Origin of the sequence: Bradyrhizobium huanghuaihaiense (assembly GCF_025200885.1) — a bacterium.
Taxonomy (GTDB): Bacteria; Pseudomonadota; Alphaproteobacteria; order Rhizobiales; family Xanthobacteraceae; genus Bradyrhizobium; species Bradyrhizobium huanghuaihaiense.
The window spans coordinates 2,973,068-2,998,922 of the sequence record NZ_CP104172.1 but is presented as its reverse complement, the minus strand read 5'-3'; the positions used below and the strand labels follow the sequence as shown (position 1 = coordinate 2,998,922).

The 25,855-nt window shown below is 64.5% G+C and carries 26 protein-coding genes and 1 pseudogene; 19 read left to right on the top strand and 8 right to left on the bottom strand.

The annotated features are described in order from the left end of the window. The first annotated feature begins 5 nt into the window (after nt 1–5). Nucleotides 6–827, top strand: coding sequence for a quinoprotein dehydrogenase-associated SoxYZ-like carrier (locus tag N2603_RS14135; RefSeq protein WP_260389288.1), 822 nt, complete (start codon nt 6–8; stop codon nt 825–827). Nucleotides 828–949: 122 nt separating this feature from the next. Here the strand turns inward: N2603_RS14135 and N2603_RS14130 are convergent, their stop codons facing one another. Continuing rightward, on the bottom strand, nt 950–1,309 hold the full coding sequence (locus tag N2603_RS14130) for a hypothetical protein (protein WP_260389287.1): 360 nt from the start codon (nt 1,307–1,309) through the stop codon (nt 950–952). A gap of 36 nt (nt 1,310–1,345) precedes the next feature. On the opposite strand from N2603_RS14130, the gene N2603_RS14125 reads away from it, so the two are divergent. The 5 genes from N2603_RS14125 to N2603_RS14105 are packed head-to-tail and all read left to right on the top strand — an operon-like array spanning nt 1,346 to nt 5,065. After that, nucleotides 1,346–2,377 (top strand): ABC transporter substrate-binding protein, encoded by a 1,032-nt coding sequence (locus tag N2603_RS14125; protein WP_260389286.1) that lies wholly within the window; start codon nt 1,346–1,348, stop codon nt 2,375–2,377. Between the two features lies 1 nt (nt 2,378). After that, on the top strand, nt 2,379–3,116 hold the full coding sequence (locus tag N2603_RS14120) for an ABC transporter permease (RefSeq protein WP_260389285.1): 738 nt from the start codon (nt 2,379–2,381) through the stop codon (nt 3,114–3,116). Beyond that, on the top strand, nt 3,106–3,834 hold the full coding sequence (locus tag N2603_RS14115; RefSeq protein ID WP_018642680.1) for an ABC transporter ATP-binding protein: 729 nt from the start codon (nt 3,106–3,108) through the stop codon (nt 3,832–3,834). Before N2603_RS14120 ends, N2603_RS14115 begins: the two co-directional genes overlap by 11 nt. A gap of 47 nt (nt 3,835–3,881) precedes the next feature. Beyond that, nucleotides 3,882–4,691, top strand: a complete 810-nt coding sequence (locus N2603_RS14110) for a pentapeptide repeat-containing protein (RefSeq protein WP_260389284.1) — start codon at nt 3,882–3,884, stop codon at nt 4,689–4,691. Between the two features lie 26 nt (nt 4,692–4,717). Beyond that, nucleotides 4,718–5,065: a hypothetical protein gene (locus N2603_RS14105; protein WP_260389283.1), complete on the top strand. Its 348-nt coding sequence runs from the start codon at nt 4,718–4,720 to the stop codon at nt 5,063–5,065. A gap of 142 nt (nt 5,066–5,207) precedes the next feature. Here N2603_RS14105 and N2603_RS14100 read toward each other — a convergent pair whose 3' ends face one another. The 4 genes and pseudogenes from N2603_RS14100 to N2603_RS14085 form a co-directional block, all read right to left on the bottom strand. Next, nucleotides 5,208–5,417 carry a hypothetical protein gene (locus N2603_RS14100; protein ID WP_018642677.1) on the bottom strand — a complete coding sequence of 70 codons (210 nt, stop codon included), beginning with the start codon at nt 5,415–5,417 and terminating at the stop codon, nt 5,208–5,210. Nucleotides 5,418–5,550: 133 nt separating this feature from the next. Further along, a pseudogene (locus N2603_RS14095) lies at nt 5,551–6,458 on the bottom strand (hypothetical protein). A 25-nt stretch (nt 6,459–6,483) separates the two neighbouring features. Then, nucleotides 6,484–6,564 carry a pyrroloquinoline quinone precursor peptide PqqA gene (pqqA, locus tag N2603_RS14090; protein ID WP_012029362.1) on the bottom strand — a complete coding sequence of 27 codons (81 nt, stop codon included), beginning with the start codon at nt 6,562–6,564 and terminating at the stop codon, nt 6,484–6,486. A gap of 161 nt (nt 6,565–6,725) precedes the next feature. Next, a complete protein-coding gene (locus tag N2603_RS14085) occupies nt 6,726–7,112 on the bottom strand; it encodes a lanmodulin LanM (RefSeq protein WP_260389281.1) in 387 nt (128 codons plus the stop codon). 333 nt (nt 7,113–7,445) lie between these two features. On the opposite strand from N2603_RS14085, the gene N2603_RS14080 reads away from it, so the two are divergent. From N2603_RS14080 to N2603_RS14055, 6 genes are all read left to right on the top strand, one after another. Then, nucleotides 7,446–9,110 (top strand): methanol/ethanol family PQQ-dependent dehydrogenase, encoded by a 1,665-nt coding sequence (locus N2603_RS14080; RefSeq protein ID WP_260389280.1) that lies wholly within the window; start codon nt 7,446–7,448, stop codon nt 9,108–9,110. Nucleotides 9,111–9,120: 10 nt separating this feature from the next. After that, complete coding sequence (locus N2603_RS14075; protein WP_260389279.1) at nt 9,121–9,477, top strand: c-type cytochrome; 357 nt, start codon at nt 9,121–9,123, stop codon at nt 9,475–9,477. Next, nucleotides 9,474–10,397, top strand: coding sequence for a substrate-binding periplasmic protein (locus N2603_RS14070; RefSeq protein ID WP_260389278.1), 924 nt, complete (start codon nt 9,474–9,476; stop codon nt 10,395–10,397). The genes N2603_RS14075 and N2603_RS14070 overlap by 4 nt, the downstream gene beginning before the upstream one ends. Before the next feature lie 354 nt (nt 10,398–10,751). After that, on the top strand, nt 10,752–11,762 hold the full coding sequence (locus N2603_RS14065) for an FUSC family protein (RefSeq protein ID WP_260389277.1): 1,011 nt from the start codon (nt 10,752–10,754) through the stop codon (nt 11,760–11,762). A 108-nt stretch (nt 11,763–11,870) separates the two neighbouring features. Continuing rightward, nucleotides 11,871–12,872, top strand: coding sequence for a Bug family tripartite tricarboxylate transporter substrate binding protein (locus N2603_RS14060; RefSeq protein WP_260389276.1), 1,002 nt, complete (start codon nt 11,871–11,873; stop codon nt 12,870–12,872). Nucleotides 12,873–13,012: 140 nt separating this feature from the next. Next, nucleotides 13,013–13,438: a hypothetical protein gene (locus N2603_RS14055; RefSeq protein ID WP_018642670.1), complete on the top strand. Its 426-nt coding sequence runs from the start codon at nt 13,013–13,015 to the stop codon at nt 13,436–13,438. Nucleotides 13,439–13,477: 39 nt separating this feature from the next. Here the strand turns inward: N2603_RS14055 and N2603_RS14050 are convergent, their stop codons facing one another. Beyond that, complete coding sequence (locus N2603_RS14050; protein WP_018642669.1) at nt 13,478–14,446, bottom strand: helix-turn-helix domain-containing protein; 969 nt, start codon at nt 14,444–14,446, stop codon at nt 13,478–13,480. 514 nt (nt 14,447–14,960) lie between these two features. Here N2603_RS14050 and xoxF5 point away from each other — a divergent pair. The 7 genes from xoxF5 (at nt 14,961) to N2603_RS14015 (ending at nt 22,860) form a co-directional block, all read left to right on the top strand. Beyond that, nucleotides 14,961–16,769 carry a lanthanide-dependent methanol dehydrogenase XoxF5 gene (gene xoxF5, locus N2603_RS14045; protein WP_018642668.1) on the top strand — a complete coding sequence of 603 codons (1,809 nt, stop codon included), beginning with the start codon at nt 14,961–14,963 and terminating at the stop codon, nt 16,767–16,769. 111 nt (nt 16,770–16,880) lie between these two features. Further along, nucleotides 16,881–17,372, top strand: a complete 492-nt coding sequence (locus tag N2603_RS14040) for a c-type cytochrome, methanol metabolism-related (protein ID WP_026311940.1) — start codon at nt 16,881–16,883, stop codon at nt 17,370–17,372. Nucleotides 17,373–17,432: 60 nt separating this feature from the next. Further along, nucleotides 17,433–18,542 carry an S-(hydroxymethyl)glutathione dehydrogenase/class III alcohol dehydrogenase gene (locus tag N2603_RS14035; protein WP_018642666.1) on the top strand — a complete coding sequence of 370 codons (1,110 nt, stop codon included), beginning with the start codon at nt 17,433–17,435 and terminating at the stop codon, nt 18,540–18,542. Nucleotides 18,543–18,575: 33 nt separating this feature from the next. Next, nucleotides 18,576–19,139 carry an S-(hydroxymethyl)glutathione synthase gene (gfa, locus tag N2603_RS14030; protein WP_018642665.1) on the top strand — a complete coding sequence of 188 codons (564 nt, stop codon included), beginning with the start codon at nt 18,576–18,578 and terminating at the stop codon, nt 19,137–19,139. A 641-nt stretch (nt 19,140–19,780) separates the two neighbouring features. Continuing rightward, nucleotides 19,781–20,233 carry a (2Fe-2S)-binding protein gene (locus N2603_RS14025; protein ID WP_260389275.1) on the top strand — a complete coding sequence of 151 codons (453 nt, stop codon included), beginning with the start codon at nt 19,781–19,783 and terminating at the stop codon, nt 20,231–20,233. A 1-nt stretch (nt 20,234) separates the two neighbouring features. Beyond that, on the top strand, nt 20,235–22,547 hold the full coding sequence (locus N2603_RS14020) for a xanthine dehydrogenase family protein molybdopterin-binding subunit (protein WP_260389274.1): 2,313 nt from the start codon (nt 20,235–20,237) through the stop codon (nt 22,545–22,547). A gap of 55 nt (nt 22,548–22,602) precedes the next feature. Further along, nucleotides 22,603–22,860, top strand: coding sequence for a hypothetical protein (locus N2603_RS14015; protein WP_260389273.1), 258 nt, complete (start codon nt 22,603–22,605; stop codon nt 22,858–22,860). A 311-nt stretch (nt 22,861–23,171) separates the two neighbouring features. Here the strand turns inward: N2603_RS14015 and N2603_RS14010 are convergent, their stop codons facing one another. Next, a complete protein-coding gene (locus tag N2603_RS14010; protein WP_018642661.1) occupies nt 23,172–24,899 on the bottom strand; it encodes a methanol/ethanol family PQQ-dependent dehydrogenase in 1,728 nt (575 codons plus the stop codon). A 116-nt stretch (nt 24,900–25,015) separates the two neighbouring features. After that, nucleotides 25,016–25,669: a QcrA and Rieske domain-containing protein gene (locus tag N2603_RS14005; RefSeq protein WP_018642660.1), complete on the bottom strand. Its 654-nt coding sequence runs from the start codon at nt 25,667–25,669 to the stop codon at nt 25,016–25,018. Nucleotides 25,670–25,855: the final 186 nt, after the last annotated feature.

The following is a 25,855-nucleotide window of genomic DNA, read 5'->3' as shown; positions in this document are numbered from 1 at the left end:
TAACCATGACGGGATGCACACGCCGCCGCCTGCCCCTGATCGCCCTGCTCCTCGGCATCGCCTTCGCCCTGCCGGCGCAGGCTGAGGAGGCCTACGATCCCTGGCCGGGCCTGGTGCAGGACATCTTCAGCAACCGTCCGATGAACGACGGTGCCGACATCATCGGCATCGAGATGCCGTATCGTGCCGAGGATGCGGCGATCGTGCCGGTGACCCTGCGCAGCAAGCTGTCGCCGGCTGATAGCCGCCGCATCCGCTCGATCACCCTGGTGATCGACCGCAATCCGGCGCCGATGGCCGCGAAGTTCGAGCTCGGCCCGGAGGCCAATGTCACGGAAATCTCGACCCGCGTGCGCGTCAACAACTATACCGACGTCCACGCGGTCGCCGAGCTCAGCGACGGCCAGCTCTACGTCTCGAAAGTCTATGTGAAGGCCTCCGGCGGCTGCTCGGCACCGGCGGGAAAGAACATCGAGGAGGCCAGGAACCGTCTCGGCCAGATGCGCTACCGGCAATTCGCCCGTGAGGACGGTCCCGCGAGCCGCGTCCGCGAGGCGCAGATCATGATCGGCCATCCCAACAATTCCGGGCTACAGATGGACCAGGTCACGCAGCTCTACATTCCCGCCTTCTTCATCAACCAGCTGAGCCTGACGCAGGACGACAGCCCCGTGCTGTCGATGGAAGGCGGCATCTCGATCTCGGAAGATCCCAACCTGCGCTTCACCTACGTCTCCAACGGCGCCAAGCGTTTTCGCGCGGAAGCCAAGGACACGGACGGGCACGTGTTCCGGAATGAATGGGACGTGGAGAAGCCGGGGACCTAGCTGCGTTTCTTGCTGTCATTCCGGGGCGCGCGAAGCGCGAACTCCGGTGCGCGATTGCGCACCTGAGAATCTCGAGATTCCGGGTTCGGCCCTGCGGCCCGCCCCGGAATGACAGTGCCAAATCAAAAACACCTCACCTCAGCCTCCGCCTGCGCCCGGCGCAAATCATTCACCGCCGAGTTGGCCTGCTCCGAGGTGCGAAACTGCACGCCGAGATTGCCGCGCACCTGGGACATGCTGAGCGCGGTCTCTGCGGTCACATAGCGCTCAAAGGGCATGATCGAGGCGACCACGTCGATCGAGCAGGAACATTGCTCGATGGACTGCCGGCTCTCGCCATTGGCCTTCATGCAGCCATAGACGTACTCCGCGCGCGCCGACGTCGGATAGTCATTGGCCTCCCCGGCCCGCGCCACGCATGCGGTCGCCGCCAATACCGCCAATGCGGCGACAATCGGTCGTAGCTGCCCGGCCAGTTTCATGCGCGTCCTCCCGCTGGTTGCGACCAAAGCTATGCTATGCGTATTGTCCTGAAAAGCATTCTGTCAGAGGAAGCGGCTCACAAGGTGACGAGAGTTTTGGGACGACTATTGGCGCTCGCGGTGACGCTGGTGCTGACGCTGGCTGCACCGGCCCGCGCCGCGGATACCATCCGCCTTGCGGTGCAGAAGACCGGAACATTCTCCTGGGAGCTGGCCGCGATCCGCAGCGCCGGCCTCGACAAGGAGGCCGACCTGTCGCTGGAGGTGACCGAGCTCGCGAGCACCGAAGCCGGCAAGATCGCGATGCGTGCAGGCAGCGCCGACATCATCCTGTCGGACTGGCTGTGGGTGTCGCGCGAGCGCGCGCTCGGCGCGAAGCTCACCTTCTATCCCTATTCCAGCGCGCTCGGCGCGGTGATGGTGCCGGCGTCCTCGCCGCTTCAGACGCTCGCCGACCTCAAGGGCCGCAAACTCGCGGTCGCCGGCGGGGCGATCGACAAGAGCTGGCTGCTGCTGCAGGCGCGGATGAAGCAGGACGGCATCGACCTGAAATCGGACGCGACCATCGTCTACGGCGCCCCGCCCCTGATCGCGGCCAAGGCACTCGATGGCGAAATGGATGCGAGCCTCAACTTCTGGAATTTCTGTGCCCAGCTCGAGGCCAAGGGCTTCAGGCGCCTCGCCGGCATCGAGGAGATTTTGCCGAAGCTCGGCGCCAAGGGCGCGGTATCTGCGGTCGGCTACGTCTTCGACGAGAGCTGGGCCGCGAGCCACAAGGATGCCGTCGCCCGCTTCATCGCGATGACCCGCAAGGCCAAGCAGCTGCTGGTGACGTCGGATCCCGCCTGGGACAAGGTCGCGCCGCTCACCGGCACGTCCGATCCGGCCATGCTCAAGACCTACCGCGAGCGCTACCGCGACGGCATTCCGCACCGGAGCATCGACGACGAGGAGAAGGACGCACGCGTGCTCTATCGCGTGCTGGCCGAGATCGGCGGCCGCGATCTCGTCGGCCCCGCGGCCGAGCTCGATCCCGGCACCTTCTACCACGCCATCCCCGGAGACTGAGGTGCTGCGCCTTCTGTCGTTCGCCCTGTTTCTCGTGATCTGGTGGATTGCCGCGCTCCTCGTCGGCGGCGCAAAACTGCCCTCCCCGCCGGCCGTGCTGCAGGTGATGGTCGCGGAAGCATCAAGCGGCGCGCTGTTCCTGCATCTCGGGGCGACGCTGGCCCGCGTCGCGCTCGCCTTCATCTTGGCGATGTCACTCGGCAGCGCCATCGGCTACCTGATGGGCCGGGTGAAGCTTGCCGACCGGCTCGGCGATCCCTGGCTGATCCTGCTGCTCAATTTGCCGGCGCTCGTCGTGATCGTGCTCGCCTATCTCTGGGCCGGGCTGACTGAAGCCGCCGCGATCGCGGCAATCGCCATCAACAAGCTGCCGACGGCCATCGTCACCTTGCGCGAGGGTACGCGCGCGCTCGACCGGTCGCTGGACGAGATGGCGAGCGTGTTCGCGATGCCGCGCTGGCGCGCGTTCCGCCACGTCGTGCTGCCGCAGCTCGCGCCCTATATCGCGGCCTCGGCCCGCTCAGGATTGTCGCTGGTGTGGAAGATCGTGCTGGTCGCCGAGCTGCTGGGACGGCCGAACGGCGTCGGCTTCGAGATCGGCATTGCCTTCCAGCTGTTCGACACACCGCGGCTGCTGGCCTATTCGCTGACATTCGCCGCCGTCGTGCTCGTCATCGAGACCTTGCTGGTGCAGCCGTTCGAAGCCCGCGCAAACAGGTGGCGGCCCCGTGCGGCTTGAGGTCGATATCACAGGCAAGACCTTCAGGAGTGCCGCGGGCGGAACGCACGAGGTGCTGGCGCCGGTCAAGTTCGCGCTTCAGTCAGGCGAGGTCGGCGTGCTGATCGGCCCGTCCGGCTGCGGCAAGAGCACGATGCTGCGCATCATCCTGGGATTGGACCACGACTTTGCAGGCCGCATCGCGCGGCCGCCGGAGGCGCGGATCGGCATGGTGTTCCAGGAGCCGCGGCTGCTGCCGTGGCGGTCGGTCGAGCAGAATGTGCGGCTGGCGGCGCCCGATGTCACCGAAGCCAAGCTGTCCGAGCTGTTCAGGATCTTGGAGCTGGAAGCCCATCGCAGCCACTTCCCCGGCGAATTGTCGCTGGGGCTTGCCCGCCGCGTCGCGCTCGCGCGCGCCTTCGCGGTGGAGCCCGATCTACTGGTGCTCGACGAACCCCTTGCCTCGCTCGACGACGCCCTCGCCGGCCGCCTGCGCGACGAGATCGCGACGCTGGTGGCGAGCCGCCCAGTGATGACGCTTTTGGTGACACACAGCCTGGACGATGCAGTGCGCCTGGGCGACCGGCTGTTCTTCCTGTCGCCACGGCCGGCGCGGATCGTGGCCGAGGTGCCTATCGGTATTCCGCGCGACAGGCGCGGCGACGCCGAGATTGCGGCGATCAAGACCGGCCTCGCCCAACGGATTCATGGCGACCGCACTGAGCGAGATGTCTCATAGCCGGTCGCCTGGCGGACGTGCTAGACAGACCGGCGGCGGAGTTGACGATGACGCGAACGGCCACCTTCGCAACGCTTGGCCTTGCAGCGCTCAGCCTCGCGCTCGTCGCGATGACGGCGAGCGCGCAGGACATGATGCGCGACGTCGACCTCACCTCTCCCGCGATGGTCTCGGCCGAAATGACGAGGCCAGAGGTCGAGGCCGTGCTGGCCAAAGCGAGCCCAAAGCAGCCTGCCGATTTCACCGGCAAACGCCTGTCGGGCCTCGATCTCTCGGGGCTGGACCTGTCCAACGCAATTTTCCGCGCCGCGCGGCTCAACAAGACGATACTCCGACACGCCAGGCTTGACCGTGCGATCCTCGATCAGGCGTGGCTGCTGGATGCGGATCTGACCGGCGCGAGCCTGAAGGGCGCCAATCTGTTCGCCTCGCAAATGGCCCGCGCGCGCCTCGACGGCGCGAACCTGTCGGGAGCGCGCATCGCTGCCGACCTCACCGGCGCCAGCCTGGTCGGCGCCTCGATCGTGGACGCGCATCTTGGCGCCGATATGCGCAACCAGTCGATGGGGCTGATGCGCGCGGTGCTGAGATCCGCCAACCTGGAACGGCTGAACGCGCGCAACGCCGATTTGTCGCGCGTCGACCTCGAATTCGCCGTCCTCAGGGGCGCCGACCTGAGCGGCGCATCACTGAAAAACGCCCAGCTCGGCGGAGCCGATCTGACCGGCGCCATCGTCATCGACGCCGATTTCGACGGCGCCGATCTCGTCTCGACGAAGCTGATCGCACCGAACGGACTTGACCGCGCCAAGAATTTCGACAAGGCAAAGAACCGCGAGCGCCTGATCAGGGAATGACGGCGCGCCCTTGGGAGGACTGGCTGATGCGTTGGGTTCTGGCTTTGATCGCGTTGTTGACGCTTGCCGGCGAAGCCGCCGCGCAGGCCAAGGGCAAGGGCATCCGGCTCTGGAATCTGACGACGGAAACGATCTCCGGCTTCCAGCTCTCGCCGGCCGGCAAGACCGACTGGGGACAGAACCAGTGCCTCAACGACAAGGACAAGGAGGTCGACCACGACGAGCGGCTGCGCATCACCGGCGTCGAGCCGGGCCGCTACGACGCCAAGGTCAGCTATCCCAATGCGCGGCAGTGCATCGTCCGCGACATCGAGATCAGGGCGGATGCTGTGTTCTCGATCGCCGACAAGGATCTGAAGGACTGCACGAAGTAGCGCGCCGCAAGCACCTCGCCTCATCCTGAGAGCCTGCGAAGCAGGCGTCTCGAAGGATGGCTGCGGGCGAGAGCCGGGCCTACATGGTTCGAGACGCGCTTCGCGCTCCTCACCATGAGGATCTTAGAGTAGCGCGCCCGACTTACGCCTTGTCGTTCGGGTGCGGATATTCGCAGCGCCAGCGCACCGCCTGCCATTTCGGATGCTCGCCGACCCATTGCGCGATATAGGGCGGCGCGGCCATCACGCATTGACGGGGCGACCCCGAATAGTTGAACACCAGATGCTGCTCCTCGCAGGTCGCAGGCGAGAGCACCGCACACACAGTCACCACTAGGTCAATCGGGTTCATGCCGGGATCCTGTCGCAAGGGGCGGTGGAGAATAGCATGAAGGGTTACGTTCCAGGGAGCGGGAAGTTTCAAACGGGGGTGAGAAACGGATGTTTCCCTCTCCCCGCACGCAAGGAGAGGCGAAGCAAGCACGCTAAAAATTCACCCCGAACACCAACCGCGCCTGGTGCCGTTCGAAATTGACGAGGTCGAGATTGCCGCCCGCGCCGGCCGGGCGCCCCCAGGCCTGCATGCTCCAGCTCAGGGTCAGCCGCGACTTCTCCGATAGCTGGAAATAGGCCGTCGGCCCGACAAACAGAGCCTGGCCTGAGAACTCCCCGAGGCCGATGCCCTCATATTGTCGGAAATAGCGCATCTCGCCGCCGAGCAGCACGTTGGGGCGCACCCGCGCCAGGGCGGCAAACGCCGCGCCGATGGTCGAACTCTTCTCCGACGTCCCCGCCACCTCGAAGCGCGCCCATTCCGGCTGATAGATCAAATTGAGCGCGCCGATGACGAAGTTCGGCACGAGATCGCGGTCGAAGGCGAGCGTGAAGTCGGTGCCGTACATCCGCCCCTTGGCGCCACTGGTCTCGTCGATACGGTCGCCATGGAGGTCGGCGGCGATGGTGAGACCGAACGGGGCACGCTCGCGATCAAGCAGGCGGTAACGCAGGTCGAGCGAGGCGCCCTGGAAATTGAACTGGCGGCGGTCGTCGATGTCGGGGACGCCGGTGATGTCGTGCAGGCTGGCCGTGCCGCCGAGCTCGATGCGGAAGTTCGGCAGCGGCACCACTTCGATCTCGACCTCCTGCGCGAGGGCACGATAGGCGCCGCCGCCCTTGCCGAAGCGGCCCGTGGTCTGGGTCTGAAATTCGCGCTCGCCGACGTTGCCGACATCGGTGCCGATCATGAAGCCGAAGATGTGCTCGGTATCAAAACCCTCTTCGGCGCCTGCGCATGCCGGCGCGAGCGCGACCGTGCACGCGACCGCCATCCAAATTGTGTGGGCTCCAATGCGCATCCGGCGAACACTACCACGGCTCCGATGGCATTCGCCACCGAAGCCGCGGCAGGTTCGTCAGTCTTACTTGCGCGCAGCGCAGGCGTACATGTTGATTTCCATGCCGACCGGCACTTCCACGATCTTCGGAGCTTTCCAAGCCATTCGGGGTCTCCCAAGGGATTGAGCGCGACATCGCGCGGGGCAAAACCTAGGGCTGCATCATGCACAGCGCAAGCTGGAATCGAACCGCTGTTACAGCGAACTGTCGAATATTGCTTGCGAATTTCGCTCTCGTGCAAATCGCCTTCGCTCCCAGTCAAGCGCTACCGCAGCAATCGCAGCAGCGCGCGGCCGGCGCGCGAGTTGAGCTCCTTTGCATCCAGCGTTCCGTCCTTGTCGGGATTGGCCGCATTGAAGCGCTGCTCCACCACGGACAGATATTCGTCGAGCGTGAGAGTTCCGTCGCGATCGGGATCGGCCGCGGCGAGCTCCTTCGCCGTTAACCGTCCGCGCAATTCGCGCGCGTCCAGCGTGCCGTCGTGATCGGGATCGAGCTTTGCGAACAGCGCGCTCGCAGCCTTCTTCACCTCGGCCAGATCGAGCGTGCCGTCATTGTCGGTATCGAACATCTTGACGGCGGATGCCGACCAGGCCGGGTCGGACAGAACTGCAAGCGTGAGCGCAAGTGCAACAGAGCGACGCGATATCATCAAGACCTCCCAGACCAAGAGCCCCGATTCGAGCGGGATCAGAGCAACATAAGTCGGCAAGGCGAGCCCAGGTTCAAGCAGAATTACAACCTGCGCGCCGCAACCTCAGGGAACCCAGGTGCCCGCACCTGTGCCCGAGCACTGCGTCATGCCGCGGAATTTTTCCAGCGCCTGCACGCAAGTGAGAGTCGTCTGTAAGGTCTCCGTCAGGTGACTGGCATCCGGCGCTCAACATATCCGCGTCGCGATTACGACTTTCGTATTGACGCGTTTTGCATTCGGGCGGAGTGTTGCCGTCGCAGCGTCAAAAGGCGCGCATATTGGGAGGAACGGATGAAACGCTTTGCGATGGCCGCGGGCCTCGTCATGCTTGCATCGACGTGTGCGTACGCACAGACCACCGAGCAGCTGGTCAAGGGCGCGACCGATACATCGAACGTTCTCAACTATGGGATGGGCTACAATCTGCAGCGCTTCTCGACGCTGAACCAGATCAACAAGGACACCGTCAAGAACCTCGTCCCGGTCTGGAACTACTCCTTCAATGACGATCGCAGCGAGGAATCGCAGCCGCTGGTGTACCAGGGCGTGATCTACGTGACCTCCCACAACGCGACCATGGCGGTCGATGCCAAGACCGGCAAGCAGATCTGGAAATCCAAGATCGAATATCCCGCCGAGACGCCGCGTATCGTCTGCTGCGGCATCATCAATCGCGGCGCGGCGCTCTACGACGGCAAGGTGTTCCGCACCACGTTGGATGCCAACGTGATCGCGCTCGACGCCAAGGACGGCAAGGAGCTGTGGCGGCAGAAGGCGGCCGACATCAAGGAAGGCTATTCGATGACGGTGGCGCCGCTGGTCGCCGACGGTGTCGTCATCACCGGCATCTCCGGCGCCGAGTTCGGCACCCGCGGCTTCATCGACGGCTGGGATCCGGCGACGGGCAAGCATCTCTGGCGCACCCATTCGATTCCCTCGCCGGACGAGCCCGGCGGCGACACCTGGAAGGGCGACACCTGGAAGCTCGGCGGCGGCTCGACCTGGATCACCGGGTCGTACGATCCCGAGCTGAACACGGTGTATTGGGGCATCGGCAATCCCGGCCCGTTCAATTCGGCGGTTCGCCCCGGCGACAATCTCTACACCTGCTCCGTGCTGGCGATGGATCCCAAGACCGGCAAGATCAAGTGGCACTACCAGTTCTCGCCGAACAATCCGTTCGACTATGACTCGGTGGCCGAGATGGTGCTCGCCGACATGAACGTCGAGGGCAAGCCGACCAAGGTGCTGATGGACGCCAACCGCAACGGCTTCTTCTACGTGCTCGACCGCACCAATGGAAAGCTGCTCGCGGCCAACCCCTACGTGAAGGTCAACTGGGCGACCGGCATCGACATGAAGACGGGTCGTCCGATCGAGACCGATGTCAGCAAGGACGCGCGCGAAGGCAAGAAAGTGACGGTCTATCCGTCGATCCTCGGCGGCAAGAACTGGGAGCCGATGTCGTTCAACCCGCAGACCGGCCTCGCCTACGCCAACACCCTCGCCTTCGGCGGCAGGTACAAGACCGAGCCCGTCACCTTCAAGCAGGGTGAATGGTATCTCGGCATGGACCTCACCGACCTCTGGGAATGGGGTGACGGCGCGCGCGGTCATCTGAAGGCGATCGATCCCATGACCGGCAAGGCCAAGTGGGAAGCTCCCGCCGACATTCCGCGCTTCTCCGGCGTGCTGTCGACCGCGGGCGGCGTCGTCTTCACCGGCGCGCTGACCGGCGAGTTCGAGGCATTCGATGCCGACAGCGGCAAGAAGCTCTGGCAGTTCCAGACCGGCTCAGGCATCGAGGGACAACCGGTGACCTGGCAGCAGGACGGCGTGCAGTATGTCGCGGTCACGAGCGGCTATGGCGGCGTCTACTCGCTGTTCTCCGGTGACGAGCGGCTTGCCAAGGTGCCGCCCGGCGGCTCGCTGTGGGTTTTTGCGGTCAAGCAGTAACCACGGCACGATGCGGAGAGAGGTATCACACAGGACGGTGGCGACGATCGCCACCGTCGCGGTGCTGACGGTCGCGCTTGCGGCGACCGTCCGCGCCGCGGATGACGCAACCGGCAATCCCACCCAAGTGCAGATTGACCACGGCAGGTCGACCTATGCTTCGAAATGCTCGCACTGCCACGGCCCGAACATGATGAACTCCGGCACCATCACGCCGGATTTGCGCGCCTTTCCCGACGACAAGACGCGCTTCGTCACCACCGTGAAGAACGGCAAGAACAACAAGATGCCGCCCTGGGGCGATATCCTGAACGACGACGAGATCGGTGATCTCTGGGCCTTCGTCTCGAGTCGGAGGAAGCCATGAGACGCTGGCTCGCGGTGTGGAGCGTTGCTGCGATGCTCGCGGCGGCCACCGCGCATGCGGCCGATGATCCGCTGAAAATCTGTCTCGACGAGGACCGGCCGCCGCTCTCGGTGCATCACAAGGGCAAGCCGGACGCCGGCTTCGACATGCTGCTGGCGCAGGCGATTGCGGAGCGGATGGGACGGCCGCTGAAGATCCAGTGGTTCGAAAGCAAGCTGGACGAGGATTCCAGCCCGCAGCTCGAGGCCAATGCACTGCTCTCCGACGGGCGCTGCGCGCTGGTCGGCGGCTACGCGCTGACGACGGATTCCCTCGTCAAGCCCGGCATGAAGACGGCGCGCCTGCCGGACTTCGCCGGGGCCACCCGCGATGACCGGCGCCGCCGCGTCGCGCTCGGCGTGCTCGCGCCGAGCCGGCCTTACGTCTATTCGCCCATGACGGTGGTGCTCGGGCCGAAGGCGCAGGGGCGCAAGATCGCCGACATCGGCGATCTCGCCGGCCTCCGCCTCGTGATCGAGAGCGGCTCGCTCGGCGATGCCATCCTGATGACCTTCGACAAGGGACGCCTGATCGACGGCATCACGCATCTCGTCCCCGGCCGCGACGATCTGCTCGGCGCGCTCAACCGCGGCGACCATGACGCGTCGCTGATCGACCTCGGCCGCTTCGACGCCTATCGCGCCGCGCATCCCGATACGGCGATCACCGCGTCCGGCTACTACTACCCGATCGGCGCCAATCGCGGCTATGTCGGGCTCGCCAGCGAGCCCGCGCTGATCGAGGCGGTCAACAAGGCGCTGACGGAGCTTGCCGCGGAAGGCAAGATAGCAGAGTTCGGCAAGCAGGCCGGCCTGACCTATCTGCCGCCGCGCGAGCCGGCGATCCTGGGCGATGTCTGGATGAAGATCATTCAGCGGTAGAGGCTCTCGTGTCCCGGACGCGGTGCGGCACGCAGTGACGCTCCGCAGAGCCGGGACCCAGCAAGCCACGCAATTCGCTGCTGCGTGGGCCCCGGCTCTGCAGCGCACCGTCGAAGAGACGCTGCGCTGCGTCCGGGGCACGAGACCTGCGTTTTTGCGCACGACTATTTCCACATCGTCATTGCGAGCGTAGCGAAGCAATCCAGAGTCCCTCCACGGAAAGATTCTGGATTGCTTCGCTGCGCTCGCAATGACGGCGCGTGGAGCCCGACATCGACTCGCCTAGCCCCGCCCTGAACGGCTATAATGTTCGCAATTCATTCGCCCCTTGGGTGCCCCGTGAATTCCCCCACCATGCCGCCTGCTACAGGCCTGCGCGACGTCCTCTCCCGCGAAATCAAGACCCGCGAGCTCTCGCGCGCGCTGATCGTCGTCGGCCCGATGGTCGCGGCCTATTTCATCGCGCGCGAGACGGCGCTGCTCAATCTCGCCCTGGTCGCGGTCTCGCTGCTCATTCCCGCGCTCAGGCTGCACCTGCCGCCCAAGGTGATCGCGTGGCACTACCTTGCCATTCTCGTCACCTTTTCCGCGCTCTTTCTTGCCGCTCCGATCAAGCCGTTGTTCGCGGTGCTGACGGCGCTCGCCGGCTTCCTGGCGGTGGCGGGGACGCGCTATGGCGAGCATTTCCGCACCCTCGGCAATTGGGTGTTCATTCCCGCCGTCTATCTCGCCTGTGAAGTGCGGGAAGGTGTCAGCGCGCCCGAGGCGCTGCGCCATGCCGGCGTGATCATCGTGTCCTCTCCGATCGCGCTGGCGCTGGTCTGCGCCATCCAGATTTACGACCGGCGCCGGCGCGACGGTGCCGCTTCGACCTCGTTCGGGCCGCCCGCGGACGCGTGGTTTCTGCCCGCGCTCGCAACCGCCATGGCGGTGTTCGCTGCGGCCGCGCTGGTCGAGATGCTCGACCTTGCGCAGGGGCAATGGGTGATGTGGTCGGCCGCAAGCGTCGTCGTCGGCGATCTCGCCGCCTCGACCGGCAAGCTGAAGCAGCGGGCGATCGGCGCCCTCGTCGGCGTGCCGCTCGGCTTCCTCGCCGGCATGGCGCTGCCGCAGAGCCGGGTCGGCTATGCGGTCGCTGTGCTCGCGGCCACCCTCACGCTGATCTCGTTCTCCCGCTATATCGTCGGCTTCGGCCTGCGCTGCTTCTTCATTGCGCTGGCTGCGTCCTTTGCCGGCGGCGCCAGCGGCATCGCCGAGGAGCGCATCGTCAACGTCCTGATCGGCGGCACCTTCGGCCTGAGTGCAGTGGCGCTGACCGAAATCGTCTGGCTGCGGATCGTACGAAAGGTGCGACCGTCCGGGTGACGCGCAAATGAGCAGCGCCGCTCTCTCGAATGCGCCAATCTGTCTCGCCCACCGGCCATGCCGGCGCCAGCCCGATGCAGTACCTTCGGCAAAAACCGGGAGAGAATCATGTCCGCCAAACTCGATCGCCGTCACTTTGTCGCCGCCGGCAGCGCCGCACTCGCGATGCCCTTTGTCTCGGGCAGCGCCTCGGCACAGGGCACATCGCAAGGCACCTGGCCGTCGCGGCAGATCCGCATGATTTGCAGCTATCCCGCCGGCGGGCAGACCGACCTGCTCGCACGCGCCTACGGCGAATTCATCTCCAAGCAGACCGGCAAGACCGTCGTCGTCGAGAACAAGCCCGGCGCCTCCGGGGCGATCGGCACCGCTGAGGTCGCCCGCGCGGAGCCCGACGGCCACACCATCCTGTGCTCGATCTCGACCACCTACATCATGAACCGGGTGGTGATGAAGAACCCGGGCTACGACATGGACAAGGATCTGACGCTGGTCAGCATCATTCCGGGCGCCGGCCTGTTGCTGGTGGCGAACCCGAAAACCGGCGTCAGGACACTGGAGGATTTCGTCGCCTTCGCGCGCAAGAGCGGCAAGGTGAATTTCGGCACCTACAGCGCGGGCTCGGCCCCGCACATGACGATCAACGAGCTCAACAAGCAGTACGGCCTCACCATCGAGCCGGTGCACTATCGCGGCGAGGCGCCGATGTGGACGGGCATGCTGGAGGGCACGCTCGATGCCGCCATGGGCAGCTACACGGCCGCGCAGTCGGTTCTGCAAAGCGACCGCGGCACCGTGTTCGCGGTGCATTCGAAGAAGGTCGACGCAATTCCGAGCGTCAAGACTCTCCCGGAGCAGGGCGCGACCTCAAAGTTCTTCACGGTGAGCGGTTTGTCGGGCTGGGCGGTGCCGAGGGCGACGCCACAGCCGGTGGTCGACCGCCTCGCCGAGCTCTGCGTCGCCGCCAACAGCGATCCGAAGGTGAAGGAGGTTCTCGCGACCTTCGTGCTCGAACCCGCGATCGGCTTCAAGGAGACCAACGAGCTGTATCAGCGCGAGCTGCCGATCTGGATCGAGAGCGCAAAGTCGCTCGGGCTCGAGCCGGCCTGAACCTTGGGCAAGGCGCAGCGGAGAAACGTCCGCTGCGCGGCCCGGCGTCCGACCAAAGCCTAGTGTTGGAAACGCATTTTCACGCTATGATTGTGCCGTTGCCGGGGGGCCGCGTGGGGCGGACAAGAAGGGCCGATCGCATGACACCGGATGCAGTCGCTGTCGCCGTTATGGTCATCCTGCTCTTTCCGATGGGCTATTTCACGCTGGCATCGCCCGCCTTCCTGCTGGTGAAGCTCGATATCCAGCCCGTCGCGCAGTTGCTGCGCGGAATGTTCAACGCCCATTTCCTGGTGATGCGCGTTGCCGGAATCATCGGAACGGTGATTCTCCTGCTCGACGGCCGCCTGCTTGCCGCGATGGGCGTCGGCGTGCTCGCGGCCCTGGCGATCTGGGGACGCCGCTGGTTCATGCAACGGATGGACGACCAGCTCAGCGCGAGGGACGCCGGCGATACCGAGGCTCCGCGTCGGTTGCGCCGGCTGCATTGGAGCGGAATGCTGGGCAACGCGGCGCTGCTCGTCGCTCTCGTGGCCAGCATTCCCTATATTGCGACGGCTGCGTAAGCGCGTCGGCCGACGCGCCGGAAGTTCTCCGGCGTGCGCCTAATGCTCCCCCGAGGCCGCCGTGCCCTGCTGGGCCTTGTGGATCGAGGACGGCACCACGCCGAAATATTTCCGGAACACGCGGCTGAAATGCGATGAGCTGGAGAACCCCCAAGAGAACGCCACGTCGGTGATGGTCTTGCCGGCGTGCGCCTCGAGCTCCTGGCGGCAGTTCTGCAGGCGCGCCTGCCAGATGTAGTCGCTCACCGTGGTGCCGCGCTCGGAGAACAGCATGTGCAGATAGCGCTTGGAGCAGCCGAGCTCGGCGGAGATCTGGTCGATGCACAGGTCCGGATCGCGCAGGTGCTCGCGGATGAAGAACTGGGCGCGCACATACATCGCTTCGGGCCCGACGCGGTCGAACATCGTGTCGGCTTCGCGCAGCGGCAGCAGCAACAGGTCGATCAGCGAATCGGCGACGCCGACCGCGCTGTTCGCGGACAGTTTTGCCGCCTCGTCGAAGGTCGCATGGACGAAATCGTGGGCGATCCGCCCCGTCCCCGTCTTCGCCGACAATTTGCACGCGGGCATCCGCTGCGAGGGGAAGCCGCGGTCGCGCAGCAGCGCCTTCGGCACGATCACCACATCGTGACGCGTGAAGGCGGGGCTGATGATCGAATGCGGGCAGGAGACGTCGTAGGCGATGATGTCGCCCGGATTGATTTCGATGTGGCGGCCTTCCTGCTCGAAATAAGACACCCCGTAGGTCTGGAAGTGAATTTTTATGTACGGGTGTTCATTGGCCTTGGCGCGCGCCATCGTGTGCGCGATGCGATGCTGGCTGACCTCGATCTGACAGAGCTTCAGGCGCGAGACCGTGGTGTAGTCGATGCGGCCCTCGAGCGAGGACGCCTCCAGCGGATCGACGTCGAAATACCCGCACAGGCTCGTCAGCCCGTCGATCCAACTCTGGATCTGCCGCTTCGGCGTCATTCCAGTCGTCGAAAGCGTGTGAATGGTGTCGGACATTAATCCAGCCACTGGTTTGATCCGGAGATTCGACGCGAATCGCGACCAGCGCCACCGGAGCCCTCAGCCGTGATTGCGTGACGTTTACCTCGAATTTGAGCGGTCTTTTGCAACGAGCGCCATCGTTCCATTGCCACTCTTGAAACTTAATCCTCCGCCTTAGTTGCAGCGCCGTCAAGGGGAACCTGAGCGTTGAAGGCGGTGCAAAAGGCTTACCGAAGCCGCTGAATTCGCTACTGCAAAATCAAAATCTTCGCCTCCGTGCGCTGTCAAGCAAACCGCCTTCTCTCTTGGGCAAGTTTCCCGATGGCGAAGTGGTTAGGGATTGCGGCAGGAACAACAAGAACGGGCCGCTCCTGCACGTGGACCCGTGGCTCTCATCAGGAGGAGGAAACACCACAGCATCGTTTCTGGTCCCAAAGTGACCGCCCTGCACGAGCAGACGCCGGACGAGAAGCCCGGTGATTGAGCAATGCTTCGGAAACAATAAACGAGACCAACGGAGGAAATGACTATGCGCAAGGTGCTACTGGCGACCTATCTTGGCTCCGCGGCGGCTCTCGCCGTCGGCAGCGCTTCAGCCAATGACGAGCTGATCAAGATGTCGCAGAACCCGAAGGACTGGGTAATGCCGGCGGGGGACTACGCCAATACCCGCTATTCCAAGCTGAACCAGATCAACGCACAAAACGTGGGCAAGCTCCAGGTGGCCTGGACCTTCTCGACCGGCGTACTGCGCGGCCATGAAGGCGGCCCGCTGATCATCGGCAACGTCATGTACGTCCACACGCCGTTCCCGAACAAGGTCTACGCTATTGACCTTTCCAACGAGAACAAGATCATCTGGAAGTACGAGCCCAAGCAGGATCCGAACGTCATTCCGGTGATGTGCTGCGACACGGTGAATCGCGGCTTGGCCTATGGCGACGGCAAGATCATCCTGCATCAGGCCGACACCAACCTCGTCGCGCTCGATGCCAAGACAGGCCAGGTGGCCTGGAGCTCGACCAACGGCAACCCTGCGAAGGGTGAGACCGGCACCTCGGCGGCGCTCGTGGTCAAGGACAAGGTCCTGGTCGGCATCTCCGGCGGCGAATTCGGCGTGCAGTGCCACGTCACCGCTTACGATCTGAAGAGCGGCAAGCAAGTCTGGCGCGCCTTCTCGGAAGGTCCGGATGACCAGATCAAGGTCGATCCGGCCAAGACGACGTCGCTCGGCAAGCCGGTCGGAGCCGACTCCTCGCTGAAGACCTGGCAAGGCGATCAGTGGAAGATCGGTGGCGGCTGCACCTGGGGCTGGATGTCCTACGATCCCGCTCTGAACCTGGTCTATTACGGGTCGGGCAACCCCTCGACCTGGAATCCGAAGCAGCGTCCGGGCGACAACAAGTGGTCGATGACCATCTTCGCGCGCGACGCCGACACCGGCATGGCCAAGTGGGTCTATCAGATGACGCCCCACGACGAGTGGGACTATGACGGCGTCAACGAGATGATCCTCTCGGATCAGCAGATCAACGGCCAGGCGCGCAAGCTCCTGACCCATTTCGACCGCAACGGTCTCGCCTACACCATGGACCGTGAGAACGGCGAGCTGCTGGTCGCCGAAAAGTACGATCCGAAGGTGAACTGGACCTCCGGCGTCGACATGGACAAGAACTCGCCGACCTATGGCCGTCCGAAGGTGCTCGACGCAGCTTCGACCGACAAGGCCGGTGAAGACCACAACGTGAAGGGCATCTGCCCGGCCGCGCTCGGCACCAAGGACGAGCAGCCGGCAGCCTACTCGCCGGAGACGCAGCTGTTCTACGTCCCGACCAACCACGTCTGCATGGACTACGAGCCGTTCAAGGTGAGCTACACCGCGGGCCAGCCCTATGTGGGTGCGACGCTCTCGATGTATCCGCCGCAGGGTGAAAGCCACATGGGCAATTTCATCGCCTGGGACGGCAAGACCGGCAAGATCGTCTGGTCGAACAAGGAGCAGTTCTCGGTCTGGTCGGGTGCGCTCGCAACAGCCGGCGGCGTGGTGTTCTACGGCACGCTCGAAGGCTACCTGAAGGCGGTCGACGCCAAGTCCGGCAAGGAGCTCTACAAGTTCAAGACTCCCTCCGGCATCATCGGCAACGTCACGACCTATGAGAACGGCGGCAAGCAGTATGTCGCAGTGCTCTCCGGCGTCGGTGGCTGGGCCGGCATTGGTCTGGCCGCAGGCCTGACCGATCCGACCGCCGGGCTCGGCGCAGTCGGCGGCTACGCGGCCCTCAGCAACTACACGGCGCTCGGCGGTACGCTGACCGTGTTCTCGCTGCCGACGAACTAGGCCCGTTCAGTATCGCTCCGGCGCGTGGATCAACTCCACGCGCCGGCTCGTCTCCACCGAACGCCTTCGAGGAAAAATCTCTTGCGTAAAATCTGCTTTGTCATTGCTGCGATGATCTTCGTTGGGTCGGGAGGAATTGCGACCGCGGACGGTCCGGGCGACCCGGCCGCCGTGAAGAAAGAAGACGACGGGAAATGGCTCGATAAGGAAGGAAACCCGACCTACAAGATTTCGGCCGACGGCACCGTGGACTGGTTCACCTATTCCGGCTACCGCCGCTATCACTCCGACTGCCACGTCTGCCATGGCCCCGACGGCATGGGATCCACCTACGCGCCGGCGCTGAAGGATTCGGTCAAGACGATGAGCTATGGCGACTTCCTTGGCGTCGTCGCCTCCGGTCGCAAGAACATCTCGACTGCGCAGGAGAACGTCATGCCCGCCTTCGGCGACAACCCCAACGTCGCCTGCTACATGGATGATCTCTATGTCTATCTGCGCGCGCGCTCCGACGAGGCGTGGGGCCGACAGCGTCCCTCCAAGAAGGAGGAGAAGAATGAGGCCTACACCAAGGCCGAAGACGCCTGCATGGGCAAGAAATGAACGTTGCGAGGACCGCCGAGACTACGTCCTGGCGTCTTACGAGAATTTGAGGAGCCACCAATGAAGACACGTGCCGCCGTCGCTTTCGAAGCAAAGAAGCCGCTCGAGATCGTCGAAGTCGACCTGGAAGGGCCCAAGGCCGGCGAGGTCCTGGTCGAGATCAAGGCAACGGGCATCTGCCACACCGACGCCTACACGCTCGACGGTTTCGACAGTGAGGGAATCTTCCCGTCGATCCTGGGCCATGAGGGCGCGGGCATCATCCGCGAGATCGGCCCCGGCGTGACCTCGGTGAAGCCGGGTGACCACGTCATCCCGCTCTACACGCCGGAATGCCGGCAGTGCAAAAGCTGCCTGAGCCAGAAGACCAATCTCTGCACCGCGATTCGCGCGACGCAGGGCAAGGGCGTGATGCCCGACGGCACCAGCCGCTTCTCCTACAAGGGCAAGCCGATCTACCACTACATGGGCTGCTCGACCTTCTCGAACTTCACCGTGCTGCCGGAGATCGCGGTCGCCAAGATCCGCGAGGACGCCCCCTTCGACAAGAGCTGCTACATCGGCTGCGGCGTCACCACCGGCGTTGGCGCCGTGGTCAACACCGCCAAGGTCGAGCCGGGCGCCAACGTGGTCGTGTTCGGCCTCGGCGGCATCGGGTTGAACGTCATCCAGGGCGCCAAGATGGCCGGCGCCGACAAGATCATCGGCGTCGACATCAACGACTCCAAGGAGGATTGGGGCCGCCGGTTCGGCATGACCCACTTCGTCAACCCGAAGAAGGTCACCGGCGACATCGTCCAGCACCTGGTCGGCCTCACCGACGGCGGCGCCGACTACACCTTCGACTGCACCGGCAACACCACCGTGATGCGGCAGGCGCTGGAAGCCTGCCATCGCGGCTGGGGCACCTCGATCATCATCGGCGTCGCCGAAGCCGGCAAGGAGATCGCCACCCGCCCGTTCCAGCTCGTCACCGGGCGCAACTGGCGCGGCACGGCGTTCGGCGGCGCGCGCGGCCGCACCGACGTGCCGAAGATCGTCGACTGGTACATGAACGGAAAGATCCAGATCGATCCGATGATCACCCACGTGCTCAAGCTCGAAGAGATCAACAAGGGCTTTGACCTTATGCACGAGGGAAAATCCATCCGTTCAGTCGTCGTGTTCTAGCTCGAAATCGTCACCCCAAAGGAGGATCGACCCATGACTGTTGCACTCCATCCCTCGATCGATAACGGCGTCAAGCAGGGCAGCGGCAGCTTTGCCGGCGGCACGTTGGCCTGCAAATGCGCGGACCATCAGGTCAAGGTCGCCGTCAAGGGCGACGTCGCCCACAACCACGCGTGCGGCTGCACCAAGTGCTGGAAACCGCAGGGCGCGATCTTCTCGGTCGTGGCCGTGGTGCCGCGCCAGAACATCACCGTGCTCGAGAACGGCGACAAGCTTCAGATCGTCGATCCCTCCGCGGTGATCCAGCGCTACGCTTGCACCGGTTGCGGCACGCACATGTACGGCCGCATCGAGAACAAGAACCATCCGTTCTACGGCCTCGACTTCATCCACGCCGAACTGTTCCAGGAGCAGGGTTCGGCAGCGCCGCAATTCGCCGCCTTCGTCTCGTCGGTGATCGAATCGGGCGTGAAGCCGGAGCAGATGGGCGGAATACGGTCTCGGTTCAAGGAGCTTGGGCTTGAGCCCTATGACTGCCTGTCGCCTGCACTGATGGACGCGATCGCGACCCACGTGGCCAAAGCCAAGGCCGCCTGAACAAGGCAGCTTGAACTGAACGGGCCGCCTCAACCGGCGGCCCACGCTCTCGCCACGCCCGTCCGATCGCTGGTTGCCCCACTCCCAGCGAACCGGACGGGCCTGGCCCTGGACGATCGCGGCGAAGCCGCCTCCTCGCCTTCGATGGACTGGCGAGAACCATCGGCTCCCTCAGTCCTGGTCTCTGAAAGACTGCGCAGGGCCGCCAACTTCCTCTTGAAGTTTGCGGCGCTTGCGTTTCTCCCTCCCTCGACTGAGGCATCCTGCTTCGTCCGCGCAGTCTTCCTGGCGGACGAAGCTTTTTTCGTTGCCCATCCGCGGGTGCGCGTGGCGCGATGTCGCGCCCTGCTTTTGACAAACCATCGATGCAATCTTTTCCCGGTGAGAACACTCGCCTGTGAACGCCGAGCCGGCGCGATCTCTGCTAGGCTTGCGCCGTCACGATGCCGCACGACGTTCAATCAATTAAGAACAACACGGGGGGATCGAGCACATCCAGACATCGCCATCGGCGTTCCTGCCTCCCTCCGGGATTTGCCCGCGCGGGATGACGGCGGGATGTGGCGCCACGACGCACGAACCACCGCTGACTCACGTCGGCGATTTGAATTTGGCATGCTTATGAAGAGCGAGGGACGATCATGATCAAGGTGAAGATCAACGGCCAGGAACAGAGCTGGGACGGCGACCCGGATCTCCCGCTACTCTGGTTCCTGCGTGACGAGGCCGGACTGACCGGCACCAAGTTCGGCTGCGGCCAGGCCCTGTGCGGCGCCTGCACCGTCATCGTCGACAAGCAGGCCGTGCGCGCCTGCATCACGTCGGTGAACGACGTCGCCGGACGCGAGGTCACGACGATCGAGGGGCTGCACCCGAGCGGCGATCACCCGGTTCAAAAGGCTTGGCGCCAGGTCAACGTTCCCCAATGCGGCTTCTGCCAGGCCGGCCAGATCATGCAGGCCGCCGCGCTTCTGATGGACAATCCAAAGCCGTCGCACGACCAGATCCGCGAGGCGATGGCCGGCAACATCTGCCGCTGCGGCTGCTATCAGCGCATCGAGAATGCGGTCCATCTCGCATCGACGGGAGTGTGACATGAATTTCATCGACAATCCCCGCAAGCTTCGCGGCTTCGAAAACCATATCAGGGTCGAGAAGATCTCGCGCCGCAGCATCCTGAAGGGGCTCGGCGTCACCGGTGGCTTCGTGCTTGCTGCGCCCGTGATGTCACGCCAGGCCCTCGCCTATGAGACAGGCGCCGGCAAGATGCCGCACGGGGTCGTGATCGATCCGCGCGTGTTCGTTTCGGTCGCGCCTGATGGCATCGTCACCATCGTCGGGCACCGCTCCGAAATGGGCACCGGCGTGCGCACCAGCCTGCCGCTGATCGTGGCCGAGGAAATGGAAGCCGACTGGTCCAAGGTCAAGGTGCAGCAGGCCCATGGCGACGAGGTCAAGTTCGGCAACCAGGACACCGACGGCTCGCGCAGCACGCGGCACTATCTGATCCCGATGCGCCAGATCGGCGCCTCCGCCCGCACCATGCTGGAGCAGGCCGCGGCGAAACGCTGGAAGGTGCCGGCGACCGAGGTCAAGGCCGTCAATCACGAGGTCGTCCACAGCGCCAGCGGACGCAAGCTCGGCTTCGGCGAGCTTGCTGCCGACGCCGCCAAGGAATCGGTGCCTGCTATCGAAGGCCTCAAGCTGAAGGACCCCCGGGATTTCCGCTATCTCGGCAAGGGCCAGATCGGCATCGTCGATCTCCACGACATCACCACCGGGAAGGCGCGATACGGCGCCGACGTACGCTTGCCCGGCATGAAGTACGCGGTGATCGCGCGGCCGCCGGTGACCGGCGGCAAGCTGGTCAAGTTCGAGCCGGACGAGGCGCTGAAGGTGCCCGGCGTCGAAAAGGTGATGCAGGTGCAGGGCTGGCCGTGGCCCTCGAAATTCCAACCGCTCGGCGGCGTCGCCGTGATCGCGCGCAACACCGGGGCGGCGATCAAGGGCCGCGATGCGCTGAAGCTGACCTGGGACGACGGCCCCAACGGCAAGTACGAGTCGGCCGCCTATCGCAAGGAGCTCGAGGAGGCCTCGCGCAAGCCCGGCCTGGTCCTGCGCCAGGAGGGCGATGCGGACGCCGCCCTGAAGGGCGCCGACAAGGTCATCGTGGGCGAGTACTACATCCCGCACCTCGCCCATGTCAGCATGGAGCCGCCGGTGGCGGTGGCCGACGTCAAGGGCGACAAGGCCGAGATCTGGGCGCCGGTGCAGAGCCCGGGCGGCACGCGCGAGGATGTCGCCAAGACACTCGGCATTCCGGAAGCGAACGTCACCGTCAACGTGACGCTGCTCGGCGGCGGTTTCGGCCGCAAGTCGAAATGCGACTTTGCGCTCGAAGCCGCGCTCCTGTCGAAGGAGCTCGGCGCACCGGTGAAGGTGCAGTGGACGCGGGAGGACGACATCCACAACGGCTTCCTGCACACCGTCTCGGTCGAGCGGATCGAGGCCGGTCTCGACAAGAGCGGCAAGGTGATCGCCTGGCGCCACCGTAGCGTGGCCCCCAGCATCGCCTCGACCTTTGCGGCCGGCACGGTGCATCAGGCGCCCTTCGAAATCGGCATGGGCCTCGTCGACATGCCGTTCGAGATCGCCAACATCTCTTGCGAGAATCCGGAGGCGGCCGCGCACACCCGCATCGGCTGGTTCCGCTCGGTCTCGAACATCCCGCGCGCCTTCGCGGTGCAGTCGATGGTCGGCGAGATCGCGCAGGCCACGGGCCGCGACCAGAAGGAGACGCTGCTCGCGCTGATCGGCAGCCCGCGCATCGTCAAGCCGGCGGTGAAGGACCTCTGGAACTATGGCGAGCCCTTTGACAGTTACCCGATCGACACCGCGCGCCTGCGCAAGGTGGTCGAGCTGGTCGCCGAGAAGGGCGAATGGGGACGTCAAGTGCCGAAGGGGCACGGTCTCGGCATCGCCGTGCACCGCAGCTTCGTCAGCTACATCGCGACCATCGTCGAGGTCGCCGTCGATGACAAGGGCAAATTGACGGTGCCGCGAGTCGACACCGCGATCGACTGCGGGACTTATGTCAACCCCGAGCGCATCGCCTCGCAGATCGAGGGCGCGGCGATCATGGGCCTGAGCATCGCCAAATACGGCGAGATCACGTTCAAGGACGGCAAGGTGCAGCAGAAGAACTTTGACGACTTCCAGGTCGTCAGGATGGATGACTCTCCTGTGGTGACCAACGTCTATATCGTGCCTCCCGGCCCGGACACGCCGCCGAGCGGCGTCGGCGAGCCCGGCGTTCCCCCGTTCGCGCCGGCGCTGATGAATGCCATCTTCGCTGCGACCGGAAAACGCATCCGGAGCTTGCCACTCGGCAAGCAATTGGAGGCGTAGATACGGAACAGAGGCGGCCTCGCGCCGTTTCCATCGATCTGACAGGAGCAGATCGATGATCAACATCTCAAGGGCGCTCGCAGTCTCGCTGTCGGGCGCCTTTCTTTTGGCTGCCGCAGGCGCATCCGCCCAGAGCAACGCCACGCCCCCGACCACAGCCACGCGCCCCACCGCACCGGACCAGAACTCGCTGCCCAACGCCAACGCTCCACCGGCGTCGACGACCCAGACCACCGGGCAGAGCAGTCCGGATCCGAAGGTTCGGGAGATGAACCAGAAGGAGAAGGACAAGGTGGATCGCCAGGGGAAGTAGCGGTTTGGCGCCTGCGCAATTGATATGTCCCTTCCGCTTGCGGGCAGGGCTGAAGAAGCGTGGCGGATAGCTCGCCCGCGGCCCATCCTTCGAGACGCCTGCCGATGGCGGGCCCTCAGGATGAGGACGGAGTGTGCGGCAGCAATTTCAACGGGCCAATGCTGCTTAGCCTCATCCTGCTTTGTGGGGAAGGCGACGACGCTTGTTGCCAAGGGGAAGGACGCAGGCCCACGCAAAAATGCGGCGGACGTTGCCGTCCGCCGCATTCGCCACCCCCCTGCTGCTCCGCCTTCGTCGATCCGCCCGCGGAGCTATTTCTTCAGCGCGAACACCCAGATCACGCCGCCCTGCGGCACGTTGGCCTCGATACCGATGTTGTTGGTGACCAGCGCATCCTGGATGCGCTGCGCATCCACGCCCCATCCCGACTGGATCGCGATGTACTGGACGCCGTCGACCTCATAGGACACCGGCATGCCCATGATGCCGGAGTTGGTCTTCTGCTCCCACAACAGCTCACCGGTCTTGGCGTTGAAGGCGCGGAAGTTGCGGTCGTTGGTGCCGCCGGCGAAGACGAGATCGCCCGCGGTTGCCGTGACCGATCCGAACAGCTGCGACTTCGGGAAATTGTGCTGCCACACCTTCTTGCCGGTGACGGGATCCCACGCCTGCAGCTCGCCGAAATGATCGGCGCCGGGCTTTGTCTTCAGCCCGATGTCTTCGGGCTTGGTACCAAGCCAAAGCTCACCCGGCTTGAGCGCAACCTTCTCGCCGGTGAAGCCACCGCAGAAGTTCTCGTTGGCGGGCACGTAGACCAGCTTGGTCCGTTCGCTATAGGCCGCCGACGGCCAATCCTTGCCGCCCCACAGCGACGGGCAGAACTCCACCCGCTTGCCAATGACCGGCTTGTGCGCGGGATCGACGATCGGCTTGCCGCTCTCGGCATCGATGCCCTTCCAGACATCGGTCGAGACGAATGGCCAGCCGGCGACATAGTTGATCTTGGTCGGCGTGCGCTCGAGCACCCAGAAGATCGCGTCGCGTCCCGGGTGGACCAGGCTCTTGATGTTGCGGCCATCGCGTTGCAGGTCGATCAGCATCGGCGCCTCGACCTCGTCCCAATCCCAGGAATCGTTCTGGTGATATTGGTGATAGGTCTTGATCTTGCCGTTGTTCGGATCGAGCGCGAGCACCGACGAGGTGTAGAGATTGTCGCCGGGATGAGTCTCGCCGGGCCATGGCGCCGCATTGCCGACGCCCCAATAGATCGTCTTGGTGTCCTTGTCGTAATTGCCGGTCATCCAGGCTGAGCCGCCGCCGTTCTTCCAGTCGTCGCCCTGCCAGGTGTCGTGACCGGGCTCGCCTTCACCGGGAATGGTGTAGGTCCGCCACAGCTCCTTGCCGTCCTTGGCGTCATAGGCGGCGACATAGCCGCGCACGCCGAACTCGCCGCCGGAGCCACCGACGATGACCTTGCCGTCGACGATCAGCGGCATCAGGGTCATGTACTGGCCCTTCTTGTAGTCCTGTACCTTGGTGTCCCACACCACCTTGCCGGTCTTGGCATCGAGCGCGACGACGTGGTCGTCGGTGGTGGCGAGATAGAGCTTGTCCTCCCAGAGGCCGACGCCGCGGCTGGTCGGATGCAGCTGGAACAGATCATCCGGAAGTTGCCGCTTGTAGCGCCAGTATTCGTCGCCGGTCTTCGCGTTCAGCGCGATCACCTGCCCCATCGGGGTCGCCACGAACATCACGCCGTTGTTGATGATGGGCGGCGCCTCGTGGCCTTCGACCACGCCGGTGGCAAAGGTCCAGACCGGCGTGAGATTCTTCACGTTCGAGGCGTTGATCTGGTCGAGCGGGCTGTAGCCCTGCCCGTCATAGGTCCGCCTGTAGAGCATCCAGTTGGCAGGTTCCGGATTTTCCAGCCGCTGCGCGGTGACCGGCGTGTAGCTCTCGATCGGACCGGCGATTGCGGCGGTCGCGGCAAGACAGGTGAAGGCGACGAAGCCGGACAGGTACCATTGCTTCCTGGTCATGGACGTTCCCCTTTTCATCCGTTTGAATTCTTGTTGTGAATTCTTGTCGTTCGTCCCGTCGTCCGCCCGTCGGCGGATGCGGCCTCTCGTGACGCGGGCATACCCCGCACCGTCCATCATCCCGGCTGCGCGCCACCTACCTTTCCGACGAAGTTGCCGGCGACGCTGAGCGATCCATCAGCGAGCGCGAGCGGCAGCGCCGCGAGCCGCCGCGGCGCCGGTCCGAACACGACCTGCGCGCCCGCGCGAGGATCGTATTCGGAGTTGTGGCACATGCACTTGAACACCTCCTTGTCGCCGACATCGCTCTTGACCCAGGCGGTGACGGGACAGCCGGCATGCGAGCAGATCGCCGAATAGGCGAGGATGCCATCGACGGCACGCTCACGGGTCTTTTCGTCGAGCTCGTTGGGATCGAGGCGGATGATCAGGATCTCGTTGAGCCGGGATGCGCTGCGCACCACCGATGTCTTGGGGTCCTTCGGCCAGGCATGCACCGGCGGCCCGCCGGCCGCCAGATCGGCCAACGTGACCGGCTTTCCTTCCTGGTCGCCTTCGGAGAAGACGAGCACGTCACCTTTCTGAGGCCGTTCGTCGGAGCCAGGCGCATCCTCGCCGGCGCGCGCCTGGGTAGAACAGCCGAGGCATGCGGTGGTGGCGAGTGCACCGAGCAGCAGCGTTCGCCGCGTCTGCTCGGTGCCCGCGTCAACTTCAGGTTCCGCAGCACTCTCGGAGGGTGAAGATGTGGTGTTGAACGATGCGCGAGCCATGCCCGCTAGCAGGCGCTGGAACTCTGCCGAAAACAAGGCGAAGAATTGGCGCCGCAGTGCATCAATATGGCTTTGCTCGCGTTGATTGAATGAGAATGAACGCGAGCAAGCGTGTTTTCGCAAATTCTACTTCGCATTGCGCGAACAGCATGATGATTTTGCAGATCAGACCGATGCTACAGGAAT

Bases quoted from the DNA above. Each gene is read 5' to 3' on its own strand.
- N2603_RS14135 (WP_260389288.1), top strand. From the start codon at position 6: ATGACGGGATGCACACGCCGCCGCCTGCCCCTGATCGCCCTGCTCCTC.
- N2603_RS14130 (WP_260389287.1), bottom strand. From the start codon at position 1,309: ATGAAACTGGCCGGGCAGCTACGACCGATTGTCGCCGCATTGGCGGTA.
- N2603_RS14125 (WP_260389286.1), top strand. From the start codon at position 1,346: ATGCGTATTGTCCTGAAAAGCATTCTGTCAGAGGAAGCGGCTCACAAG.
- N2603_RS14110 (WP_260389284.1), top strand. From the start codon at position 3,882: ATGACGCGAACGGCCACCTTCGCAACGCTTGGCCTTGCAGCGCTCAGC.
- N2603_RS14105 (WP_260389283.1), top strand. From the start codon at position 4,718: ATGCGTTGGGTTCTGGCTTTGATCGCGTTGTTGACGCTTGCCGGCGAA.
- N2603_RS14100 (WP_018642677.1), bottom strand. From the start codon at position 5,417: ATGAACCCGATTGACCTAGTGGTGACTGTGTGTGCGGTGCTCTCGCCT.
- pqqA (WP_012029362.1), bottom strand. From the start codon at position 6,564: ATGGCTTGGAAAGCTCCGAAGATCGTGGAAGTGCCGGTCGGCATGGAA.
- N2603_RS14085 (WP_260389281.1), bottom strand. From the start codon at position 7,112: ATGATATCGCGTCGCTCTGTTGCACTTGCGCTCACGCTTGCAGTTCTG.
- N2603_RS14080 (WP_260389280.1), top strand. From the start codon at position 7,446: ATGAAACGCTTTGCGATGGCCGCGGGCCTCGTCATGCTTGCATCGACG.
- N2603_RS14075 (WP_260389279.1), top strand. From the start codon at position 9,121: ATGCGGAGAGAGGTATCACACAGGACGGTGGCGACGATCGCCACCGTC.
- N2603_RS14070 (WP_260389278.1), top strand. From the start codon at position 9,474: ATGAGACGCTGGCTCGCGGTGTGGAGCGTTGCTGCGATGCTCGCGGCG.
- N2603_RS14065 (WP_260389277.1), top strand. From the start codon at position 10,752: ATGCCGCCTGCTACAGGCCTGCGCGACGTCCTCTCCCGCGAAATCAAG.
- N2603_RS14060 (WP_260389276.1), top strand. From the start codon at position 11,871: ATGTCCGCCAAACTCGATCGCCGTCACTTTGTCGCCGCCGGCAGCGCC.
- N2603_RS14055 (WP_018642670.1), top strand. From the start codon at position 13,013: ATGACACCGGATGCAGTCGCTGTCGCCGTTATGGTCATCCTGCTCTTT.
- N2603_RS14050 (WP_018642669.1), bottom strand. From the start codon at position 14,446: ATGTCCGACACCATTCACACGCTTTCGACGACTGGAATGACGCCGAAG.
- xoxF5 (WP_018642668.1), top strand. From the start codon at position 14,961: ATGCGCAAGGTGCTACTGGCGACCTATCTTGGCTCCGCGGCGGCTCTC.
- N2603_RS14040 (WP_026311940.1), top strand. From the start codon at position 16,881: ATGATCTTCGTTGGGTCGGGAGGAATTGCGACCGCGGACGGTCCGGGC.
- N2603_RS14035 (WP_018642666.1), top strand. From the start codon at position 17,433: ATGAAGACACGTGCCGCCGTCGCTTTCGAAGCAAAGAAGCCGCTCGAG.
- gfa (WP_018642665.1), top strand. From the start codon at position 18,576: ATGACTGTTGCACTCCATCCCTCGATCGATAACGGCGTCAAGCAGGGC.
- N2603_RS14025 (WP_260389275.1), top strand. From the start codon at position 19,781: ATGATCAAGGTGAAGATCAACGGCCAGGAACAGAGCTGGGACGGCGAC.
- N2603_RS14020 (WP_260389274.1), top strand. From the start codon at position 20,235: ATGAATTTCATCGACAATCCCCGCAAGCTTCGCGGCTTCGAAAACCAT.
- N2603_RS14015 (WP_260389273.1), top strand. From the start codon at position 22,603: ATGATCAACATCTCAAGGGCGCTCGCAGTCTCGCTGTCGGGCGCCTTT.
- N2603_RS14010 (WP_018642661.1), bottom strand. From the start codon at position 24,899: ATGACCAGGAAGCAATGGTACCTGTCCGGCTTCGTCGCCTTCACCTGT.
- N2603_RS14005 (WP_018642660.1), bottom strand. From the start codon at position 25,669: ATGGCTCGCGCATCGTTCAACACCACATCTTCACCCTCCGAGAGTGCT.